This window comes from Myxococcus sp. CA039A (assembly GCF_013336645.1).
GTDB classification, from domain to species: domain Bacteria; phylum Myxococcota; class Myxococcia; order Myxococcales; family Myxococcaceae; genus Myxococcus; species Myxococcus llanfairpwllgwyngyllgogerychwyrndrobwllllantysiliogogogochensis.
Map to the genome: position 1 here is coordinate 1 of NZ_JABUMQ010000269.1, position 15,886 is coordinate 15,886.

General features: G+C 68.3%; 15 protein-coding genes. 7 read left to right on the forward strand and 8 right to left on the reverse strand.

Annotated features, from left to right (window positions below):
• Positions 1-193: 193 nt before the first annotated feature.
• Positions 194-1,858, forward strand: coding sequence for a proline-rich domain-containing protein (locus HR086_RS34410; RefSeq protein ID WP_254623905.1), 1,665 nt, complete (start codon positions 194-196; stop codon positions 1,856-1,858).
• Here the strand turns inward: HR086_RS34410 and HR086_RS34415 are convergent, their stop codons facing one another.
• Complete coding sequence (locus tag HR086_RS34415) at positions 1,859-2,983, reverse strand: alpha/beta fold hydrolase (RefSeq protein ID WP_141647768.1); 1,125 nt, start codon at positions 2,981-2,983, stop codon at positions 1,859-1,861.
• Positions 2,984-3,102: 119 nt separating this feature from the next.
• Between HR086_RS34415 and pssA the strand changes: the two genes are divergently transcribed.
• The 4 genes from pssA (at position 3,103) to HR086_RS34435 (ending at position 7,497) form a co-directional block, all read left to right on the forward strand.
• Complete coding sequence (pssA, locus tag HR086_RS34420) at positions 3,103-3,963, forward strand: CDP-diacylglycerol--serine O-phosphatidyltransferase (RefSeq protein ID WP_141647767.1); 861 nt, start codon at positions 3,103-3,105, stop codon at positions 3,961-3,963.
• Between the two features lie 246 nt (positions 3,964-4,209).
• Positions 4,210-5,472 (forward strand): CinA family nicotinamide mononucleotide deamidase-related protein, encoded by a 1,263-nt coding sequence (locus tag HR086_RS34425; RefSeq protein WP_174467751.1) that lies wholly within the window; start codon positions 4,210-4,212, stop codon positions 5,470-5,472.
• Positions 5,469-6,935 (forward strand): hypothetical protein, encoded by a 1,467-nt coding sequence (locus HR086_RS34430; RefSeq protein WP_174467752.1) that lies wholly within the window; start codon positions 5,469-5,471, stop codon positions 6,933-6,935. Before HR086_RS34425 ends, HR086_RS34430 begins: the two co-directional genes overlap by 4 nt.
• 58 nt (positions 6,936-6,993) lie before the next feature.
• Positions 6,994-7,497 carry a DUF1285 domain-containing protein gene (locus HR086_RS34435; RefSeq protein WP_141647764.1) on the forward strand — a complete coding sequence of 168 codons (504 nt, stop codon included), beginning with the start codon at positions 6,994-6,996 and terminating at the stop codon, positions 7,495-7,497.
• On the opposite strand, the gene recA is transcribed toward HR086_RS34435, so the two are convergent.
• Positions 7,494-8,522 carry a recombinase RecA gene (recA, locus tag HR086_RS34440; RefSeq protein ID WP_174454809.1) on the reverse strand — a complete coding sequence of 343 codons (1,029 nt, stop codon included), beginning with the start codon at positions 8,520-8,522 and terminating at the stop codon, positions 7,494-7,496. The genes HR086_RS34435 and recA overlap by 4 nt on opposite strands.
• 491 nt (positions 8,523-9,013) lie before the next feature.
• Here recA and HR086_RS34445 point away from each other — a divergent pair, with 491 nt between their 5' ends.
• Entirely contained in the window at positions 9,014-10,396 is a 1,383-nt protein-coding gene (locus HR086_RS34445) for an NAD(P)/FAD-dependent oxidoreductase (protein WP_174454810.1), read from the forward strand.
• A 12-nt stretch (positions 10,397-10,408) separates the two neighbouring features.
• Here the strand turns inward: HR086_RS34445 and HR086_RS34450 are convergent, their stop codons facing one another.
• Positions 10,409-12,037, reverse strand: coding sequence for a YifB family Mg chelatase-like AAA ATPase (locus HR086_RS34450; protein ID WP_174467753.1), 1,629 nt, complete (start codon positions 12,035-12,037; stop codon positions 10,409-10,411).
• Positions 12,038-12,322: 285 nt separating this feature from the next.
• Between HR086_RS34450 and HR086_RS34455 the strand changes: the two genes are divergently transcribed.
• On the forward strand, positions 12,323-12,913 hold the full coding sequence (locus HR086_RS34455) for a hypothetical protein (RefSeq protein WP_246137702.1): 591 nt from the start codon (positions 12,323-12,325) through the stop codon (positions 12,911-12,913).
• Here the strand turns inward: HR086_RS34455 and HR086_RS34460 are convergent.
• The 5 genes from HR086_RS34460 to HR086_RS34480 form a co-directional block, all read right to left on the reverse strand.
• Positions 12,814-13,437 (reverse strand): DUF2378 family protein, encoded by a 624-nt coding sequence (locus tag HR086_RS34460; protein ID WP_141647759.1) that lies wholly within the window; start codon positions 13,435-13,437, stop codon positions 12,814-12,816. The two genes, HR086_RS34455 and HR086_RS34460, sit on opposite strands and share 100 nt — an antisense overlap.
• An 80-nt stretch (positions 13,438-13,517) precedes the next feature.
• Positions 13,518-14,024 (reverse strand): biopolymer transporter ExbD, encoded by a 507-nt coding sequence (locus tag HR086_RS34465; protein WP_141647758.1) that lies wholly within the window; start codon positions 14,022-14,024, stop codon positions 13,518-13,520.
• The gene (locus HR086_RS34470) at positions 14,024-14,437 is read right to left on the reverse strand and encodes a biopolymer transporter ExbD (protein ID WP_141647757.1); all 414 of its coding nucleotides are present in this window, start codon (positions 14,435-14,437) and stop codon (positions 14,024-14,026) included. Before HR086_RS34470 ends, HR086_RS34465 begins: the two co-directional genes overlap by 1 nt.
• Before the next feature lie 128 nt (positions 14,438-14,565).
• Positions 14,566-15,249: a MotA/TolQ/ExbB proton channel family protein gene (locus HR086_RS34475; RefSeq protein ID WP_141647756.1), complete on the reverse strand. Its 684-nt coding sequence runs from the start codon at positions 15,247-15,249 to the stop codon at positions 14,566-14,568.
• 68 nt (positions 15,250-15,317) lie between these two features.
• A partial coding sequence (locus tag HR086_RS34480; protein WP_174467754.1) for an energy transducer TonB occupies positions 15,318-15,886 on the reverse strand: 569 nt, incomplete at its 5' end.

Sequence of the window (15,886 nt, forward strand, 5' to 3'; positions counted from 1 at the left end):
GGAATGGACTAGGGTTTCCGCCTGCGTGCACTTCCGAACGTTTCCGACGTTGATGATCCTGACGCTGGGTGCCTGCCGGGGCCCGGGGCTGCCCGTGGCCGGGGGAGTTCCCCCTGGGCGGGAGCAGGTCCGTGTCGAGGTGTGGGTGGACGCGGCGTGGTGGCGGCCCGGGGATGGTTCCAGGGAGAGGCCCTTGAGGTCGCTGGCGGAGGCGCTGGCCCGGCCGGGTCCGCTGACGGTGCACCTGGCGGCGGGAGCGTACCGGGGCTCCTTCACCCTGCCCGAGGACGTCCGGCTGGAGGGCGAGGGACCCGGCACGGTGCTGCTGGTGGAAGCCCCGCAGGGCACGGTGCTGCGCGCCGCCGGGCCATCAGGTGGGGCGGAGGGACCCGAGGAGACGCTGCCGAGCGCCGCCGGGCCATCGGGTGGGGCGGAAGGGCCTGCGAGTGATGGGCAGCGTGTGCTCCCGCCGATTTCTCCAGGCTTGCAGGGCTTGCCGTTTCGGCCCGAGGGGCATGGTGGCTTCCCGTGGACCTCCCCTGGGCAGCAGGGCGTGCCGTCTCAGTCCGTGGGGCATGGTGGCTTCCCGTTGAGCCCCTTGGGCCCGCGGGGCTTGGTCGCGGTGTCGAGTGGATCTCCGTTGAAAGCCACGGATCCTCAGGACCTTTCGTCGCCAGCCCCGGGAACGGGGGGAGTGCTGTTGCGGAACCTGGAGGTGCGGGGCGGAACCTGGGGCCTGGAGGTGACGGGCGGCGGGCGCGTCTTGGTGGAGAACGTGGGTTTCAGCGGCCAGCGCCAGGGCGCGGTGCGGGTGACATCCGGAAGGTTCGACGCGGTGGATGCACGCTTCGAGGCCACCGTGTCGGAGACCGTGGGTGTCCTGCTCGACGCGCCCGAAGAGGCTCCGTCTCCACCGTCATCCCGGGACGCGTGGCTGCGAGGAACCTCCTTCACGGGTCCCTTCCGTCGCGCGGTCCGCGTCCGAGGTGCCGAGTCTCGGGTGCTGCTGGAGGACGTGCGCTTCACGGGGCCGGTGACGGCGGTGGGGATGGATGGTGGGCACGCGGAGGTCCGCCGTGCGGTGTCGGAAGGCGGCCGAGGCGCGGCCTTCTCGGTGGTGGAGGGCAGCCTGGTGATGGAGGACGTGCGAGTGCGGGGGCACGAACTCGCGGTCTCCGCCATGCGTGCGCTGCGTCTGGAGGTGCGGGGGCTCTTCTCAGTGGGCGCCGAACGGGCGGGATTGGGCGTGGTCGCCTCGCGCGGCGTGCTGCTGGAGGACGTGGTGGTGCGCGGCAGTGGCAGCCACGGTGCGTTCCAGCTCACGGGCTCGGAGGTGGAGGCGCGGCGCCTCCATGTGGAGGATGCCGCCGAGTACGGAGTGGTGGCGGTCGGCGGAAGCCTGAGGCTCATGGGCGGCACCGTGGTGGGCGTGCGCTCGGTGGATGGCATCACCGGAGACGGGCTGCACCTGCGTCAGGTGCGCGCGGATGTGGAGGGCGTGGTGATTCGGCGAACCACGGGGGCCTGCGTCCTCGCGGCGCAGAACGCGCGAGTGTCCTTGCGCGACGCGGAACTGGAGCAGTGCGGGCAAGCGGCGCTGCTGGTGGACACGCTCGCGAGGCTGGACGCCACGGGAGTGGAAGCGCGAGACAGCGGTGAGACGGTGCTGGCGGCGATGGGTGATGGTGACCTGCGCGTGGACGCGCTCCTCGTAGGGGGGGCCAGCCAGGGCCTCATCTGGGCCGAGTGCACGGGAGACACCCGGGTGAGACTGGGGCGCATCCGCACGGAGGACCGGAGGGGAGAGGAGGCGCCGTGCGTGGAGCGCCTCGCCGAGCCTCGGCCCGGTCCGCGCTGATCACGCGGGAGGTGGCGCGGGCGCGTCGGCGGAATCCAGGGGCGTGGCGTGCTTCTCCAGCCACTCGCGGATGACGGGATACACCTCCTGGGGCGCGCCCTTGCCGAACACGAGGTCTCCGTGCCCGTAGTCCAGCGCGTCTCCCCGGTCCCTGCCGAAGACGTGCAGCGTGCGGTCCTCGGCGGTGACGAGGGCGAACTGGCTCTCCACGTTCTCGGCGGTGGCCAGCCGGTCCGCGCTCCCGCCCATGACGAGGATGGGGAGCTGGAGGCGGGAGATGCCGGCGCGCCAGTCACGGGTGCGGTCGAACGAGCGGAACGCGTCATGCTCAATCCAGTCCTGGAACTGGAGCAGCACCTTGCGGCTCATCGACGACATCATGTTCGCGTAGACCTGCCGCTGGATGCGCGGAGGGATGTGCAGGGGATTCACCACCAGGTCCGACAGCGGGAGCGTCACGTAGCCGAGGAAGGGCGCGAGGCTCGCGCTCATCCACTCCTGCCGGAAGCGCGCGGGCCATGCCGCGCGGACGCCCAGCGAGATGAGCGTGCGCAGGAAGGGCTCTGACTTGAAGTGCACGGGGGCGCCGAGCGTGAGCAGTCCCGACAGCTTCGCCCCTTCCGGGCCTTGCGCCAGGGCATAGCCCACGAGCCCTCCCAGCGAATGCCCGAGCCAGAAGGCCCGCTTCGCGCCCGTCTCCTTCAGGGCCAGCTCCAGCAGTGCGGGGCCGTCCTGGAGGATGTGGTCATCGATGGTGAAGTCCGTGTACCGCCGGCCACGGGGGGGCAGGCGCGAGTGCCCGGTGCCGCGCCATTCGACGCTGAAGCAGTCGAAACCCGCCTCCGCCAGATAGTGGGCGACGGAATAGGGGGGCTCGAAGTCGAAGGTGTACCGGTTGGCGGCCAGTCCATGGCACAGCAGCACCGGCTCCTCGAAGCGCCGCACGGGGGCGCGCCGGGCGTGGACCGCCAGCTCCCATCCATCCGCGCACTGGGCCTTGAGGGCCTGGGGCAGCGGGGTGCGCAGCCGGTACCACCTCCGGACGAGCGCCACCCACAGGACATTGCCCATGACCACGACCAGGCTGGCGACCAGCACCCACACGACCCATCGCCAGTCTCCCATGTTGCCCTCCTGGATGACCCCTCGGTCTGACGGTGCCTCGAATAAAACCCTGCTAAGGTCCGTTCACCCGCCGTCCTGTTGCCAGGAACTCACGGGCATCAGAGGAAGTCGAGGGAGCGATGAAGTTACGGAAACTGATGTTCGTGCTGCCGAACCTCTTCACTGTCACGTCCATCTTCTGTGGCTTCTACGCCATCACGCTGTGCGCGGGTGAAGCGGGTCCTGTCCAGCTCTATCAGGCCGCGCTGGCCATCTTCTTCGCGATGTTCTTCGACGGGTTCGACGGTCGCGTCGCCCGGTTGACGAAGACGCAGAGCGACTTCGGTGTGCAGCTCGACAGTCTGGCGGACGTCGTCTCGTTCGGGGCGGCTCCGGCGCTGTTGGTCTACAAGTGGGCGTTGGCGCCGCTGGGTTTCGCGGGGCTGTTCATCTCCTTCGCGTTCGCCGCGTGCGGCGCGCTGCGGCTGGCGCGCTTCAACGTGCTGGCGGCGCGCAATCCGCATGGCGGGGGTGGGCGCTTCTTCGTGGGCCTGCCGATTCCCCTGGCCGCAGGCATGCTCGTCTCGGTCATCATCTCCCACCACGTGGCCTCGCGAGGCGAGCCGTTGCACGAGTCGGCCGTTGTCCCGGTGGCGGTCGCGGTGGTGGGACTGGCGCTGCTGATGGTGTCGACGGTGCGTTACCGCACCTTCAAGGACACCCGTCCCAGTCGCAAGAGCGCGGGTGTGTTCACGTTGATGGTGGTCGGCGGTGTGGCCATCGCGACGCAGTACCATCCCGCGTGGTTGTTGGTGGCCTGCTGTGGTGCGTACCTCGCGCTGGGGTTGGTGGAGTCCGCGGTGCAGGTGCGCACGCATCTGGCCGCGCGCAAGGTGGCCGCCGGCTCCACGGCTGTCGCCGCCGTCATCGACGACGAGGATGATGACGAAGAGGCCGAGGACGGTACCGGTCCGGGCAACGACGGGCCCGCCTTCCTCTGACCGAACGAGCGGAGTCGGAGCCCTCCTTCTGGGCGGCCGACACCCGCTCGACGACGCCACGGCGCGAGTGCCGAGACCTCGCCCGAAGGCGGCCCTCGCCGTGCAGACGTGCCCGGCACCGAGGAAGCAGGCGCGAGCCCGCGCCGAGGGAAGGCGGGCGTCCGGACGCGGTCCTGGCGGGTGAGCGAGCGCGGAGATGCTTCCGTCCGTGCCGAGGCTGACAGGTGCCGCTAGGATGCGCGACCCATGCGCGTCGAGTTGCTGTGCACTGGTGACGAGCTGGTCACCGGCCTCATCACGGATACGAACAGCACCTACCTGGAGGCCCGTCTCTTCGACTTGGGCGTCAAGGTGGAGCGGGTGGTGTTGGTGGGCGACGTCCGCCCCGACATCACCCAGGCGTTGCTGGAGGCGTCGTCCCGGGCGGATGTGGTGGTGGTCTCCGGCGGGTTGGGACCCACCGCGGACGACTTCACGCTGGAGTGCGCCGCCGCAGCAGCGGGTGTCCCGTTCGAGGAGGACGCACGGGTGCTTGGCTGGCTGCAAGAGCGCTATGCGGCCCGGGGTCTCCCCATCAATCCGAGCGCGCTGCGCATGGCCCGTATCCCTCGCGGCAGCGAGCCGGTACGCAATCTGGTGGGCTCCGCGCCCCTCGTCGTCCTCACCCTGGGACGTTGTCGCCTGTTCTTTCTGCCCGGGGTGCCGCGCGAGTTCCGCGCCCTGCTGGATGGAGAGGTGCTGCCACGCATCCAGGCGGAGCTGGAGGCCAGACCCGGTCGAATCTTCCGTGCCTTCCGCCTGTTGCGTACGGTGGGGCTTCCCGAGTCGGAGATGGACCTCGCCGTGGCGCCCCTGGCTTCGAGCCACCCCCGGGTGGTGTTCGGCTTCCGAACGCACGCACCGGAGAACCACCTCAAGCTGATGGCGGAGGCGCCCTCGCAGGCCGAGGCTGATGGTGCGCTGGCGGCCGCCGAGGTCGACTGCCGACGGGTGTTGGGTGCCCGCGTCTTCGGCGCGGACGGGGACGAGTACGCCCCGGTGCTGCTGGATGTGCTGGGCCGCGCGGGTGCCACGCTGGCGACGGCGGAGAGCTGCACGGGGGGCCTCATCGCCCAGTGGCTCACGGCGGTGGCGGGAGCCAGCACCGTCTTCGTCGGAGGGGCGGTGGTGTACTCGGAGAAGATGAAGTCCGCATGGGTGGGTGTTCCACCCGAGATTCTCGAGCGTCATTCCGCCGTGTCCTCCCAGACGGCCATCGCCATGGCCGAGGGCGCGCGTGCCGCCTGCGGCACCACATATGGCTTGTCCGTGACAGGGTACGCGGGGCCTGGGGGAGGAACTCCCGAGGACCCCGTGGGCACCGTGTACTGCGCGCTCGCGGGCCCGGACCTGGTGACCCGGTGTGAGCGCATGTCCTTTTCCGGAGACAGAGAGCGCGTGCGGCTCTTCGCTGCCTCCCACACGCTGGAGATGCTGCGACAGCACCTGCTGTCCGCCGCCCGCCCATGAGTCGCTCCAAGTCCAAGCGCCAAGAGCCATCCACCCCCGAGCCCGGTGTGACGGGCCCGGCCCCAGAGGAGTCGGCCATCCCAGCTCCCGAGTCGCCCGCGGAGGCCACTGCCCCCTCCACGCAGAGCGCGCCCTCGCTTTCGGGAGGCGCGCCCGGTGCCATGCTTCGCGTGTGGTTCGCCGCCTACCGCGTGGAGGTGCTGCTGTTCGTGGTGGCGTTCGTCGTGCTCTCGAGCTTCAGCTCCCAGCGCTTCCTGCGCCAGAGCGCGGCGCCGCACTTCATCTACCAGGCCCAGTCGTGGTTGGAGGGGCGGCTGGACGTGGACCCCCAGGTCCTCCCCAATCTGGAGGACTGGGCCTGTGTGCGTCAGATGGGTGGCGAGAAGGTCCGCTGCGAGGGCCGGCCGCTTCCCGATGACCGCTGGTTCGTGAGCTTCCCATCCTTCCCCGCCGTGGCGATGCTGCCCTTCGTCGCGCTGCACGGGTATCAGTTCAACGACACCTCGTTCGGCGTCATCGTTGGCGCGTTGGCGGTGGCGCTCTTCTATTCGCTGCTGCGCTTCCTGGCGAAGGAAGGTGAAACGGCGCGCACCCGCGATGAGAACGTCGTGCTCGCGCTCACGCTCGCCTTCGGCACGTTGTTCTTCTACTGCGCGATACGTGGCGAGGTGTGGTTCAGCGCCGAGGTCATGGGCGTGGCCCTCACCTGCCTCTACGTGCGCAACGCCCTGCGTGCCCACCGGCCTGTTCTGGCCGGAGTGTTCTTCTCCATGGCCACGCTCACCCGCACGCCGCTGTTCTTCGCGGGCCTCTTCTTCGTGCTGGAGGCGCTGTGCCCGGGCCCCGGGCCTCGGCTGGAGCAACTCAAGGCCCTGGGGCGCAACTGGAAGCCGGCGGCGCGGAAGGTGGGCCTGTTCGCGCTGGGCGCCGCACCGCTGGGGCTGCTGGCCGCTGGCTACAACGTGTATCGCTTCGGCCGATTGAGCGAGTTCGGCCACGCCTTCCTCTTCAACAACCGCGTCAACGTGGACATCGACCGGTGGGGCCTCTTCCACTGGGAATACCTGGGGCGCAACCTGGAGGCCGCCTTCCTCAAGTGGCCGTCGCTGTCGCTGGCGCCGCTCAAGCTCGGCTATGACCCCCGAGGGCTCACGTTGTTGCTGACGCTGCCCTTGCTCGTCTTCCTGCTGATTCCGAAGCTGAGACCGCGCCTGCACTGGCCGCTGTGGCTCACCGTGGCCGTGTGCGCGCTGCCAGGGCTCTTCTACCAGAACACGGGTTACATGCAGTTCGGCTTCCGCTTCAGTCTGGACTACACGCCCTATCTCTTGCTGCTCTTCGCCATTGGCGGCTGGTCGCTGCGCCAGCGCGTGGTGCTGGCGACGCTGGCGCTGGGCGTGCTGGTGAACTTCTGGGGCGCGGTGGCCTTCCGGGGCTACACGGAGCTTGTCCGGAACTGGTAGGGCAGTGGAGCCCGAGGACTTGAATCCCCCAGGCTCCGCGCGCAGATAGAAAGAGGCCATGCAACCTCCCACCGGACAGCCTCCTGCCGGCAAGCGCTGGCACACCCGCGAGGACAGCGGCATCCGCCTCGATGCCCGCCTGCGCTGGTGGCACGACGACGAGCCCATCGAGCATCCGAAAATCATCGAGCTCTTCAACGCTTCCCTCATCCTGGACGACACGGGCCGCTACCAGCTCCGCATCGGCAATGACTGGTGCTTCGTGCAGGTGGCGGATGCCGCGTACGAGGTGCGGACCGTGGACGTCACGCCGGAGGAACGCGTGTCCATCCGGTTGAGTGACCGCACCGCCGAGGTGTTGGACCTCTCCACCCTGGCCGCGGAGTCCGATGGGGTCCTGACCTGTCGCGTGAAGCAGGGCAGGGCCAAGGCGCGCTTCTCCCGGGACGCGCAGTACCAACTCGGCCAGTTGTTGGAGCCGGCTCCCGAGGGTGGGTTGCTGTTGTGCGCGGGTGAGCGTCGCTATCCCGTGGCCCTCACCCTGGATGAGCTGGCTGGCTAGGCCGCTGCCTCCACGGGCGCGGTGGGGCAGGGGAGGGGCGGCGTACCCGCCAGTTCCCGGGCCAGCGTCTCCAGGGCGTCGGGGTGCTCACGCAGCCATTCCACCGCGCGTTCCCGTCCCTGTCCGATGCGCTCTCCCCGCAGGCTGAAGTGGCTGCCGGCCTTGTCGATGAGGCCCGAGGCCACGCCCAGGTCGAGCACCTCGCCTGTGCGGTGGATGCCGCTGCCGTACAGCAGGTCGAACTCCGCTTCCTGGAAGGGCGGGGCGACCTTGTTCTTCACCACCTTCACGCGGGCCCTCGAGCCCACCACGGCGTCTCCGTCCTTGATGTTGCCCGTGCGGCGAATCTCCAGCCGAACCGAGGAGTAGAACTTCAAGGCGTTGCCGCCCGTGGTGGTCTCCGGGTTGCCGAACATCACCCCAATCTTCATGCGAATCTGATTGATGAAGACGATGCAGGTGCCCGAGCGACTCACCGCGCCCGTGAGCTTGCGCAGGGCCTGGCTCATCAGCCGCGCCTGCACGCCCATGTGCGCGTCTCCCATCTCCCCTTCGATTTCCGCGCGGGGCACCAGCGCCGCCACCGAGTCCACGACGATGAGGTCCACGGCTCCGGAGCGCACGAGTTGCTCGGTGATTTCCAGCGCCTGCTCACCGGTATCCGGCTGTGAGACCAACAACTCCTCCACGCGCACGCCCAGCTTGCGCGCGTAGTGGATGTCGAGCGCGTGCTCCGCGTCGATGAAGGCCGCCACGCCTCCCGCAGCCTGGACCTGCGCAATCGCATGCAAGGTGAGTGTCGTCTTGCCCGACGACTCGTTGCCGAACACCTCCACCACGCGCCCTCGGGGATAGCCGCCCACACCGAGGGCCCGGTCGAGTCCCACGGAGCCCGTCGGAATCACCGCGACCTTCTGTTCGTGCGCGTCAGCCCCCAGCGTCATCACCGAGCCTCGCCCGAACTGCTTCTCGATGGATGCCACCGCCGCCGCCACTGCCTTCAGCTTCTCCGTCAGCTTGCTCATCGACACCCTCGCCGCCCTGTCCTTGTGACTGTGCTGCGTTCCTTCTCCTCCGGATGGAGGTGACGGACGCATCGGCGTGGGGATGAGCAACGTGCATGCCGGGGGCGTGCTCCCCTGGAGCGCGCGTGACGAGGTGTCCGCGAGGCCGGTGGAGTGTCCCGGATGGTGGAGGGTGCGCGCGGCGAGCCCGCACATGTCCTTCGGGCCCCGACAGGCTCGGCGCGCGTCTCCGGGGCGGACACCTCTATTGCACCGCCGATGTCCCGGTGCCATCGCGGGAGAGCCACACGCGCGTCGCCCGATACCCCCCGCGAAGCCGCGGTGAGCGGGGACTGCATGGGCTTGCAGATGAGACTGTGGGGGCTCCCAGTCTTTCGCTTAATGCCTCGCATTATCGTGCGATTCATCTGGAGCAAGGGGGCGCTCGGTTGCTCGTCGGGGGCACGGCGCTTTGCGTTGAAGTTTGGAGGGGGCGGCATGACCTTTCCCTCGTGAAAACCCAACGCGAAGACCTGCCTCATGTGGTCATCCTCGGTGGAGGGTTCGCCGGGCTCAGCGCCGCGCGGCAGCTCGTCAAGGCGCCTGTCCGCATCACGCTGGTGGACCGACACAACCACCACCTCTTCCAGCCGCTGCTGTACCAGGTGGCCACGGCGACGTTGAGTCCCAGTGAGATTGCCGCACCCCTGCGCGGGCTCCTGGGTCCCAAGGGCGTGGCGGTGGTGCTGGCGGACGTGACGGGTGTGGACACCGCGGGCAAGCGGGTGCTGCTGTCGGATGGCGAACTGAAGTACGACTACCTCGTCATCGCCACGGGGGCGACGCACTCGTATTTCGGCAATGACCATTGGGCGCCTTTCGCCCCTGGCCTCAAGTCCATCGAGGATGCGGTGGAGATTCGGCGTCGCGTCCTGCTGGCCTACGAGATGGCCGAGCGGGAGACGGACCCGAGCATCCGCCGGGCGCTGCTCAACTTCGTCATCATCGGTGCGGGGCCCACGGGCGTGGAGATGGCGGGCTCGCTGGCGGAGATAAGTCGGAGCTCCTTGACGGGAGACTTCAAGAACATCGACACGCGCGACGCGCGCATCATCCTCATCGAGGGGCTGGGCAAGGTCCTGCCCGTGTATCCCGACGACCTCGCCGCGCAGGCCCGCCGCACGCTGGAGAAGCTGGGCGTGGAGGTCCGCACGGGCGCCCGGGTGACGAACATCGACGAGTCAGGCGTCTACATCGGCACGGAACACATCGCGGCCCGCACCGTTCTCTGGGCCGCGGGTGTCGCCGCCTCGCCGGTGGCGCGTTCGTTGGGTGCTCCGCTGGACCGCGCGGGCCGGGTGAACGTGACGCCCGAGCTGACGGTGCCGGGGCATGAGGATGTCTTCGTCGTGGGAGACCTCGCCTCGCTCAAGCAGGCGGATGGCACGCCTGTGCCGGGGCTCGCGCCCGCGGCGATGCAGGAAGGCAAGCACGCGGCCCACAACATCCTCCGTCGGCTCCGGGGCCAGCCGATGGTGCCGTTCAAGTACTGGGACAGAGGCTCCTACGCGGTGATTGGTCGCGGCCACGCGGTGGGAATCGCCTTCCGCCGCTTCAAGCAATCGGGCTTCCTCGCCTGGTCGGCCTGGCTCTTCATCCACCTGATGTTCCTCATCGGCTTCCGCAGCAAGCTGGCGGTGATGCTCGACTGGGCCTATTCGTATCTGACGTTCAACAAGTCGGCCCGCATCATCACCGGCCCCGCGCCTCGGTTGGATCAGCTCCGTCTCCCGAGCTCGACCACCCGCGGCGAGCAGATACTGCTGACGGACGCGGAGCCCTCGACACACGGCGCCGCATCCTCGCGGGGGCTGGCTCCTCCGTCCTCGCACTGAGCCTCCGCCGCGTTAGGGGCGCTCGGGTGGCCCCGTTCCGGAAGGAGTCACCGGCCAGCGGGAACCGGAACGGGAGGGCGGGGTGCCGCCGTGCGTGTTGGCGTGCAGCCACCCACGCCGGTCCAGTGCCCTGCAGTCAATGGCGAGTTGCATGTCCACGTCCTCGATGCGCCCGTGTCCTTCCAGGTCTGCCCGAGTCAGGGCCAGCTTGAGCAGCCGGTCATGCGCGCGTGCGGACAGGCCGTGGTGACGCACCGCCAGCTCGAGCATCCGCTCTGCTCGCGGACTCAGGACGCAATGGCGTCGCAGCAGATGTGAGGGAAGCTGGGCGTTGCAGTGCACGCTGGGCTCGTCACGGTAGCGTTCCCGTTGGCGTTGCCGCGCGGTCTCCACGCGCTCCCGGTGGTGGCGGCTCGTGGTCTCCTTCGGCTCCGCGCGCGCCAGGTGGTGGTACTCCACCGGGCGCGTCTGCAGCGTGATGTCGACACGGTCCAGAAGAGGTCCGCTGACTCGCGCGTGGTAGTCGAACACCCGATGCTCGGGACATGTGCAGGTGTGGCCCGGCACGTTGAAGTAGCCGCACGGGCAGGGGTTCATCGCCGCCACCAGCATCACCTGACACGGATAGCTGATGTTCTGGTTCGCCCGTGCGAGGTGGATGACCCCTTCCTCCAGCGGTTGGCGCAGCACCTCCAGCACGTTTCGTCGGAACTCCGGCAGTTCGTCCAGGAACAGCACGCCGTGGTGCGCCAGGGAGAGTTCGCCGGGGCGCGCCAGGGGGCCTCCGCCGACGAGGCCCGCATCGGAGAGGGTGTGGTGCGGCGCGCGGAAGGGCCGTGCTCGCACCAGTGAGTGTCCCGCGTTGAGCAGCCCCAACACCGAATAGACCTTCGTCACTTCGAGCGCCTCGGCGAAGGTCATCGCCGGAAGAATGCTGGGCAGGCGCCGTGCGAGCATCGTCTTGCCGGAGCCTGGTGGTCCGCACATCAGCACGTTGTGCCCACCCGCGGCCGCCAGCTCCAGGGCGAGCTTGAGCTCGGGTTGTCCCCGCACATCCGCCATGTCGGGCTCGGGCCGCCCTTGCGGCGCCGCGGCGGAGGGACCTTCGCGGCGGAAGGGCGTGATGACGTGGGTGCCCGCGAGGTGGTCCACCGCTTCGCGCAGGCTCGTCACCGGGAGCACCGTCAGTCCCTCGACGAGCGCGGCTTCGGCCGCATTGGCCGCTGGCACCATGACGCCCTCGAAGCCCCGGTCCCTCGCCGCCACCGCGAGTGGCAACACTCCCTTGATGGGCTTGAGCGAGCCGTCCAGCGACAGCTCTCCACCGAAGAGGTAGCGAGCCAGGAGCCCGTCCTCGAGCAGCTTCGCCGCCGCCAGCACGCCCAGGGCGATGGGCAGCTCGAACGCGACACCGTCCTTGCGCAAGTCCGCGGGCGCCAGGTTCACGGTGATGCGCTTCTGCGGCAGCTCGAAGCCCGTGTTCTTCAGCGCGGACACGACGCGCACCTTCGACTCCCGCACCGCGCCCTCTGGCAGCCCCACCACGTTGAAGTAGGGAAGCCCGAGCGCCATGTCGACCTCGCACTCCACCACCACCGCGTCGATACCCATCAACGCCCCCGACCGCACCCTCGCCAGCATGTCCCCGCCCTCTCCCTCAGACGTCGCGACCTCCGCGGAGCAACCCGCGTACCGACGGCGTCCCGAGGCGACGGCCCTTCGAATCCAATCTCCCCAGGCGGATGCCCATCCCGAGGGCCCGCGCGTCACGATTCCAGATGCACTGGATTAGTGAAGGTGGGTCTAGCCAGGGCGGGTGCCTCTTGGGTACCTTGGCGGGTATCTGGGGAATGCATGGGGGAGATGACGCGCATGGGGTCGCAGGTCATTCATCGGCGCCGTCCGGTCCGTATCCGTCGGGCTGACATGAAGCGAGGCCAGCGGATGAAGGTGGCCTTCGCGATGTTCCGCTTCTGCCTCTACGGCATGGTGGGACTCAGCTCGGAGATCTTCTTCTACAACCTGGTGCGCATCTCCCGGGACGTGCCCATCCTCGGGACGCTGTTCCAGTTCCAGTGGCAGGTGGACGACCGGCTGGGACTCAACGCCATCTGGAACACACCCAACATCACGGCCTATGGCCAGTGCTCGCTGTGGATGTTCCTCATCTATGGCGTCGCGTGCTTCTGCTTCGTGGAGCCCGTCTACCGCTGGATGCTCTACCAGCACGCCAGCTTGCGAGCCGTCGTCTACGGCGTCGGCATCCTGCTCTTCGAGGCCTTCAGCGGGCTGATGCTGGAGCGGCTCACGGGCTACCGCATCTGGTACTACGCGGACGCGGGCGCCATCTTCTGGGAGATGACGTCGCTCTACATCCTGCCCATCTGGATGGTGACGGGGCTCATCGCAGAGTTCATCTACAGGGAGCTGATGGACCCGGACCTCATGGCGGCCTTGGAGTCCCCGCTGCCCGCGACGCCGGAGGAGACCGAGGCCTCCTTCCAGTTGATGCGGTAGGTGCAGGCGTGGCCGTCGTAGCCGGACGGCTCCACCTTCACGTCCTGTGCGCCGGCCACCCGCAGTCCCGCGTGGATGATGCCGGCGGTGAAGTCCGGGTAGTCACCCACCTCGTTCATCCACAACTCGAACTGGGTGGGAGTGAGCTCCACCAGTTTCGACTCGGTGTAGTTGTTGCCCGCCCGGAAGTTCTGTGTGGCCCGCATGAGCGTCCTGCGAGGCCCCAGCACGCGCAGGAGCGACAGCACCGCGCGGCCCAGCATGGTCTCCCGGAAGCCCTCGATATAGGCCTCGCCGAGCTTCCACGTACCGGGGCCGATGGCTTCCTGGGGAAAGAGCTCTTCCGCGGCGATGCGCAGGAAGGCCATCCACGACGGGAAGGCGTAGGCGGGACGAAGCTTCTGGTCCACGTCGAGCCCCGCCTGGCGCAGGCGACTCTTGCACGCGGGCGTCAGCCGCCCGTGCAGCGCGCGCAGGAAGAGGGCTTCGATGGTCTGTTCAAAGACGAGAAGCTCGTCAGCCATGAGAAGTGAACTCTAGCCGACGAGCTTCTGATTGTGAACCGCGACTCCAACCCGGAGCGTAGGGCTCCGGGCGGAGGTTTTCAGGGAGTCGGCGTCGGAGCGGGCGCCGGAGTGCCGGTGTCCACCTGCGTACCCTGGATGATGGCGTTCGACGGCAGCTCGGTCGCCATGGCGAGGACCTTCGCGCCGGCGCCCTTCGCGCCATCCATGGCCACGATGAGGCGGCCGTAGTTGGTCGCATCGTCCGCCATGAAGAAGACGACCTTCTCGTCCGCTTTCTTCGCCGCGAGCATCCGCTTGAGCCGGTTGACGTAGTCGGCCGTGGGCACCTTCTCCGTGTTGATGGAGTAGCCGCCGTCCTTGTCCAGCAGGACCACCAGCTGCTGGTTATTCGGGTCTTCCGGCGGCGGCTGATCCTCCACCTCGGTGTCCGGCACGCGCACCAGGATGTCCTTCTCCAGGAGGGGCGTGACGACCATGAAGATGATGAGGAGCACCAACACCACGTCCACCAGCGGCGTGACGTTGATCTCCGAGTTGGGCGGCGTTTGCGGCTTCACCCACTGACGCTGCTTGTGGCCCGCCATTACTTCTTCTCCTCGACGCCGAGCGCGATCTGCTTGGCCTTGGCCTTGCGGGCCACGTCCAGCACCCTGCGCACGTCGCCCACGTTCACGGTGTTGTCGCCCTTGAGCAGGATCTTCTTGCCCGGGTCCTTCGCCAGCTCCTGCGTCAGTCGGTCCTGGAGCGCCTGCTCGTCCACCTGGTCATTCTCCAGGAACACCTTCTTGTCCGGAGTGATGGAGACGTAGAGAGGGTCTGAGTCCTTGCCCTTCTCCTTCTCGATTTCGGTGGCCTTCGGCAGCTCCACGGACTTGCCGCGCTGGAGCATGGGAGTGACGACCATGAAGATGATGAGGAGCACCAACACCACGTCCACCAGCGGCGTGACGTTGATCTCGCTCTTGATGCCCCCCTTGGGGCCAGCTGACATTCCCATGCGTTTAACCTGCTTCCAGGTGGTGGAAGCCCGCCGTCCCGGGTGGCGTCGCTGGCCCCCGGACTTCAGGGGCCGCGTTCACTTCGGGAGGCGGGCCTCGGGTCGTCCCCGGGCTCGCCGGTGACTGCTCAGGCCGCGTGCGAGGAGTGCGCGCCGCCGCCCATGTGGCGGGCGACCACGTCGAGGAACTCGTTGGAGGACTCAGAGATGTCCACCGAGCGAGCATCCACCCAGCCCTGCAGGAAGTTGTAGGCCATCACCGCGGGGATGGCGACCAACAGACCGAAGGCCGTGGTGATGAGCGCCTCGGCGATACCGGCCGAGATGGTGCCCAGACCGCCGGAGCCGGCCGCCGCCATGAGCTGGAAGGCGTTGACGATACCCATCGTCGTGCCGAGCAGACCCACGAACGGAGCCGTGGAGCCGACCGTGGCCAGCAGGCCCAGGCCGCGCTTCATGCTCTGAACCTCGCGCTGCGCCTGACGCTCGAGCGCCCGCGCCACCGACTCCACCGCGATGTCCTTGTTGTTGGGGCTGATGCGGTACGCGGTGAGGCCGGAGTTGATCACCCGACCCAGGTGACCCACGTCCTTGCCCAGGTTCGTGTTGGCCGCGGTGGTCAGGTCGCCCTTCGCCAGGATGGCACCCATCTTGGCGGCGAAGTTGCGGCTGTCGGACCGGGTCTTGCGGAAGACGATCATCCGCTCCGCCATCACGACCAGGGACGCCACCGACATGATGGCCAGGGTGAAGATGATCATACGGGCGAAGGTGCCCGTGTGGTGCCAAATATCGATGAGAGTGAATTGCATGGCTTGATTAAGCGCTCCTCCTCACGAGCGCGGGGTGGTCGGCGGTGCTTCTCTACGGCGCGCCCGGATCAGCGCGGAAGCTTCAGATTCAGGGTGAAGGTGTAATCCACCTGGACCGGACGGCCCTGGAACGTGACGGGCTTGTAGCGTGACGAGGTCAGGGCGTCCATGACGGCCTGTTCCATGTGGGGCAGGGGCTTGATGATTCGGCAGCGCTCCACTCGACCTTCCACGGTGATGACGCACTTGACGATCATCGTGCCCTGCACGCGGGACTCGAGCGCCTCGCGCGTGTACTCGGGCTGCGGGCCGGAGACCTTCTCCGGACGCGTCATGCCCGCACCGAACGGCAGTACTTCGGTCCCCGTCCCGCCCAGCTGCCCGCCGACCACGCCGCCAATCACGCCACCCACGACGCCGCCCACCACACCGCCGGCGACACCACCCTCGACGCCACCCTCGACCTGCTCCTCGCTGGCCTCCTCTGGAGCCTCTTCCGGCTCTTCGGCCGGCTCGGCCTCCTTGGGGATCTCTTTCGGGATCTCCTTGGGCTGGACGATGGTGTCGGGCTTCTTGGGCTTCTTGGGCGTCGTCTTCGGCTTGGTGCTCGCCGCCGGGGGAGGAGGCGGCGGGGGAG

Excerpts from the sequence above, each read along its gene's own strand:
- HR086_RS34415 (WP_141647768.1), bottom strand. The coding sequence starts at position 2,983 with ATGGGAGACTGGCGATGGGTCGTGTGGGTGCTGGTCGCCAGCCTGGTC.
- pssA (WP_141647767.1), top strand. The coding sequence starts at position 3,103 with ATGAAGTTACGGAAACTGATGTTCGTGCTGCCGAACCTCTTCACTGTC.
- HR086_RS34425 (WP_174467751.1), top strand. The coding sequence starts at position 4,210 with ATGCGCGTCGAGTTGCTGTGCACTGGTGACGAGCTGGTCACCGGCCTC.
- HR086_RS34430 (WP_174467752.1), top strand. The coding sequence starts at position 5,469 with ATGAGTCGCTCCAAGTCCAAGCGCCAAGAGCCATCCACCCCCGAGCCC.
- HR086_RS34435 (WP_141647764.1), top strand. The coding sequence starts at position 6,994 with ATGCAACCTCCCACCGGACAGCCTCCTGCCGGCAAGCGCTGGCACACC.
- recA (WP_174454809.1), bottom strand. The coding sequence starts at position 8,522 with ATGAGCAAGCTGACGGAGAAGCTGAAGGCAGTGGCGGCGGCGGTGGCA.
- HR086_RS34450 (WP_174467753.1), bottom strand. The coding sequence starts at position 12,037 with ATGCTGGCGAGGGTGCGGTCGGGGGCGTTGATGGGTATCGACGCGGTG.
- HR086_RS34455 (WP_246137702.1), top strand. The coding sequence starts at position 12,323 with ATGAAGCGAGGCCAGCGGATGAAGGTGGCCTTCGCGATGTTCCGCTTC.
- HR086_RS34460 (WP_141647759.1), bottom strand. The coding sequence starts at position 13,437 with ATGGCTGACGAGCTTCTCGTCTTTGAACAGACCATCGAAGCCCTCTTC.
- HR086_RS34465 (WP_141647758.1), bottom strand. The coding sequence starts at position 14,024 with ATGGCGGGCCACAAGCAGCGTCAGTGGGTGAAGCCGCAAACGCCGCCC.
- HR086_RS34470 (WP_141647757.1), bottom strand. The coding sequence starts at position 14,437 with ATGGGAATGTCAGCTGGCCCCAAGGGGGGCATCAAGAGCGAGATCAAC.
- HR086_RS34475 (WP_141647756.1), bottom strand. The coding sequence starts at position 15,249 with ATGCAATTCACTCTCATCGATATTTGGCACCACACGGGCACCTTCGCC.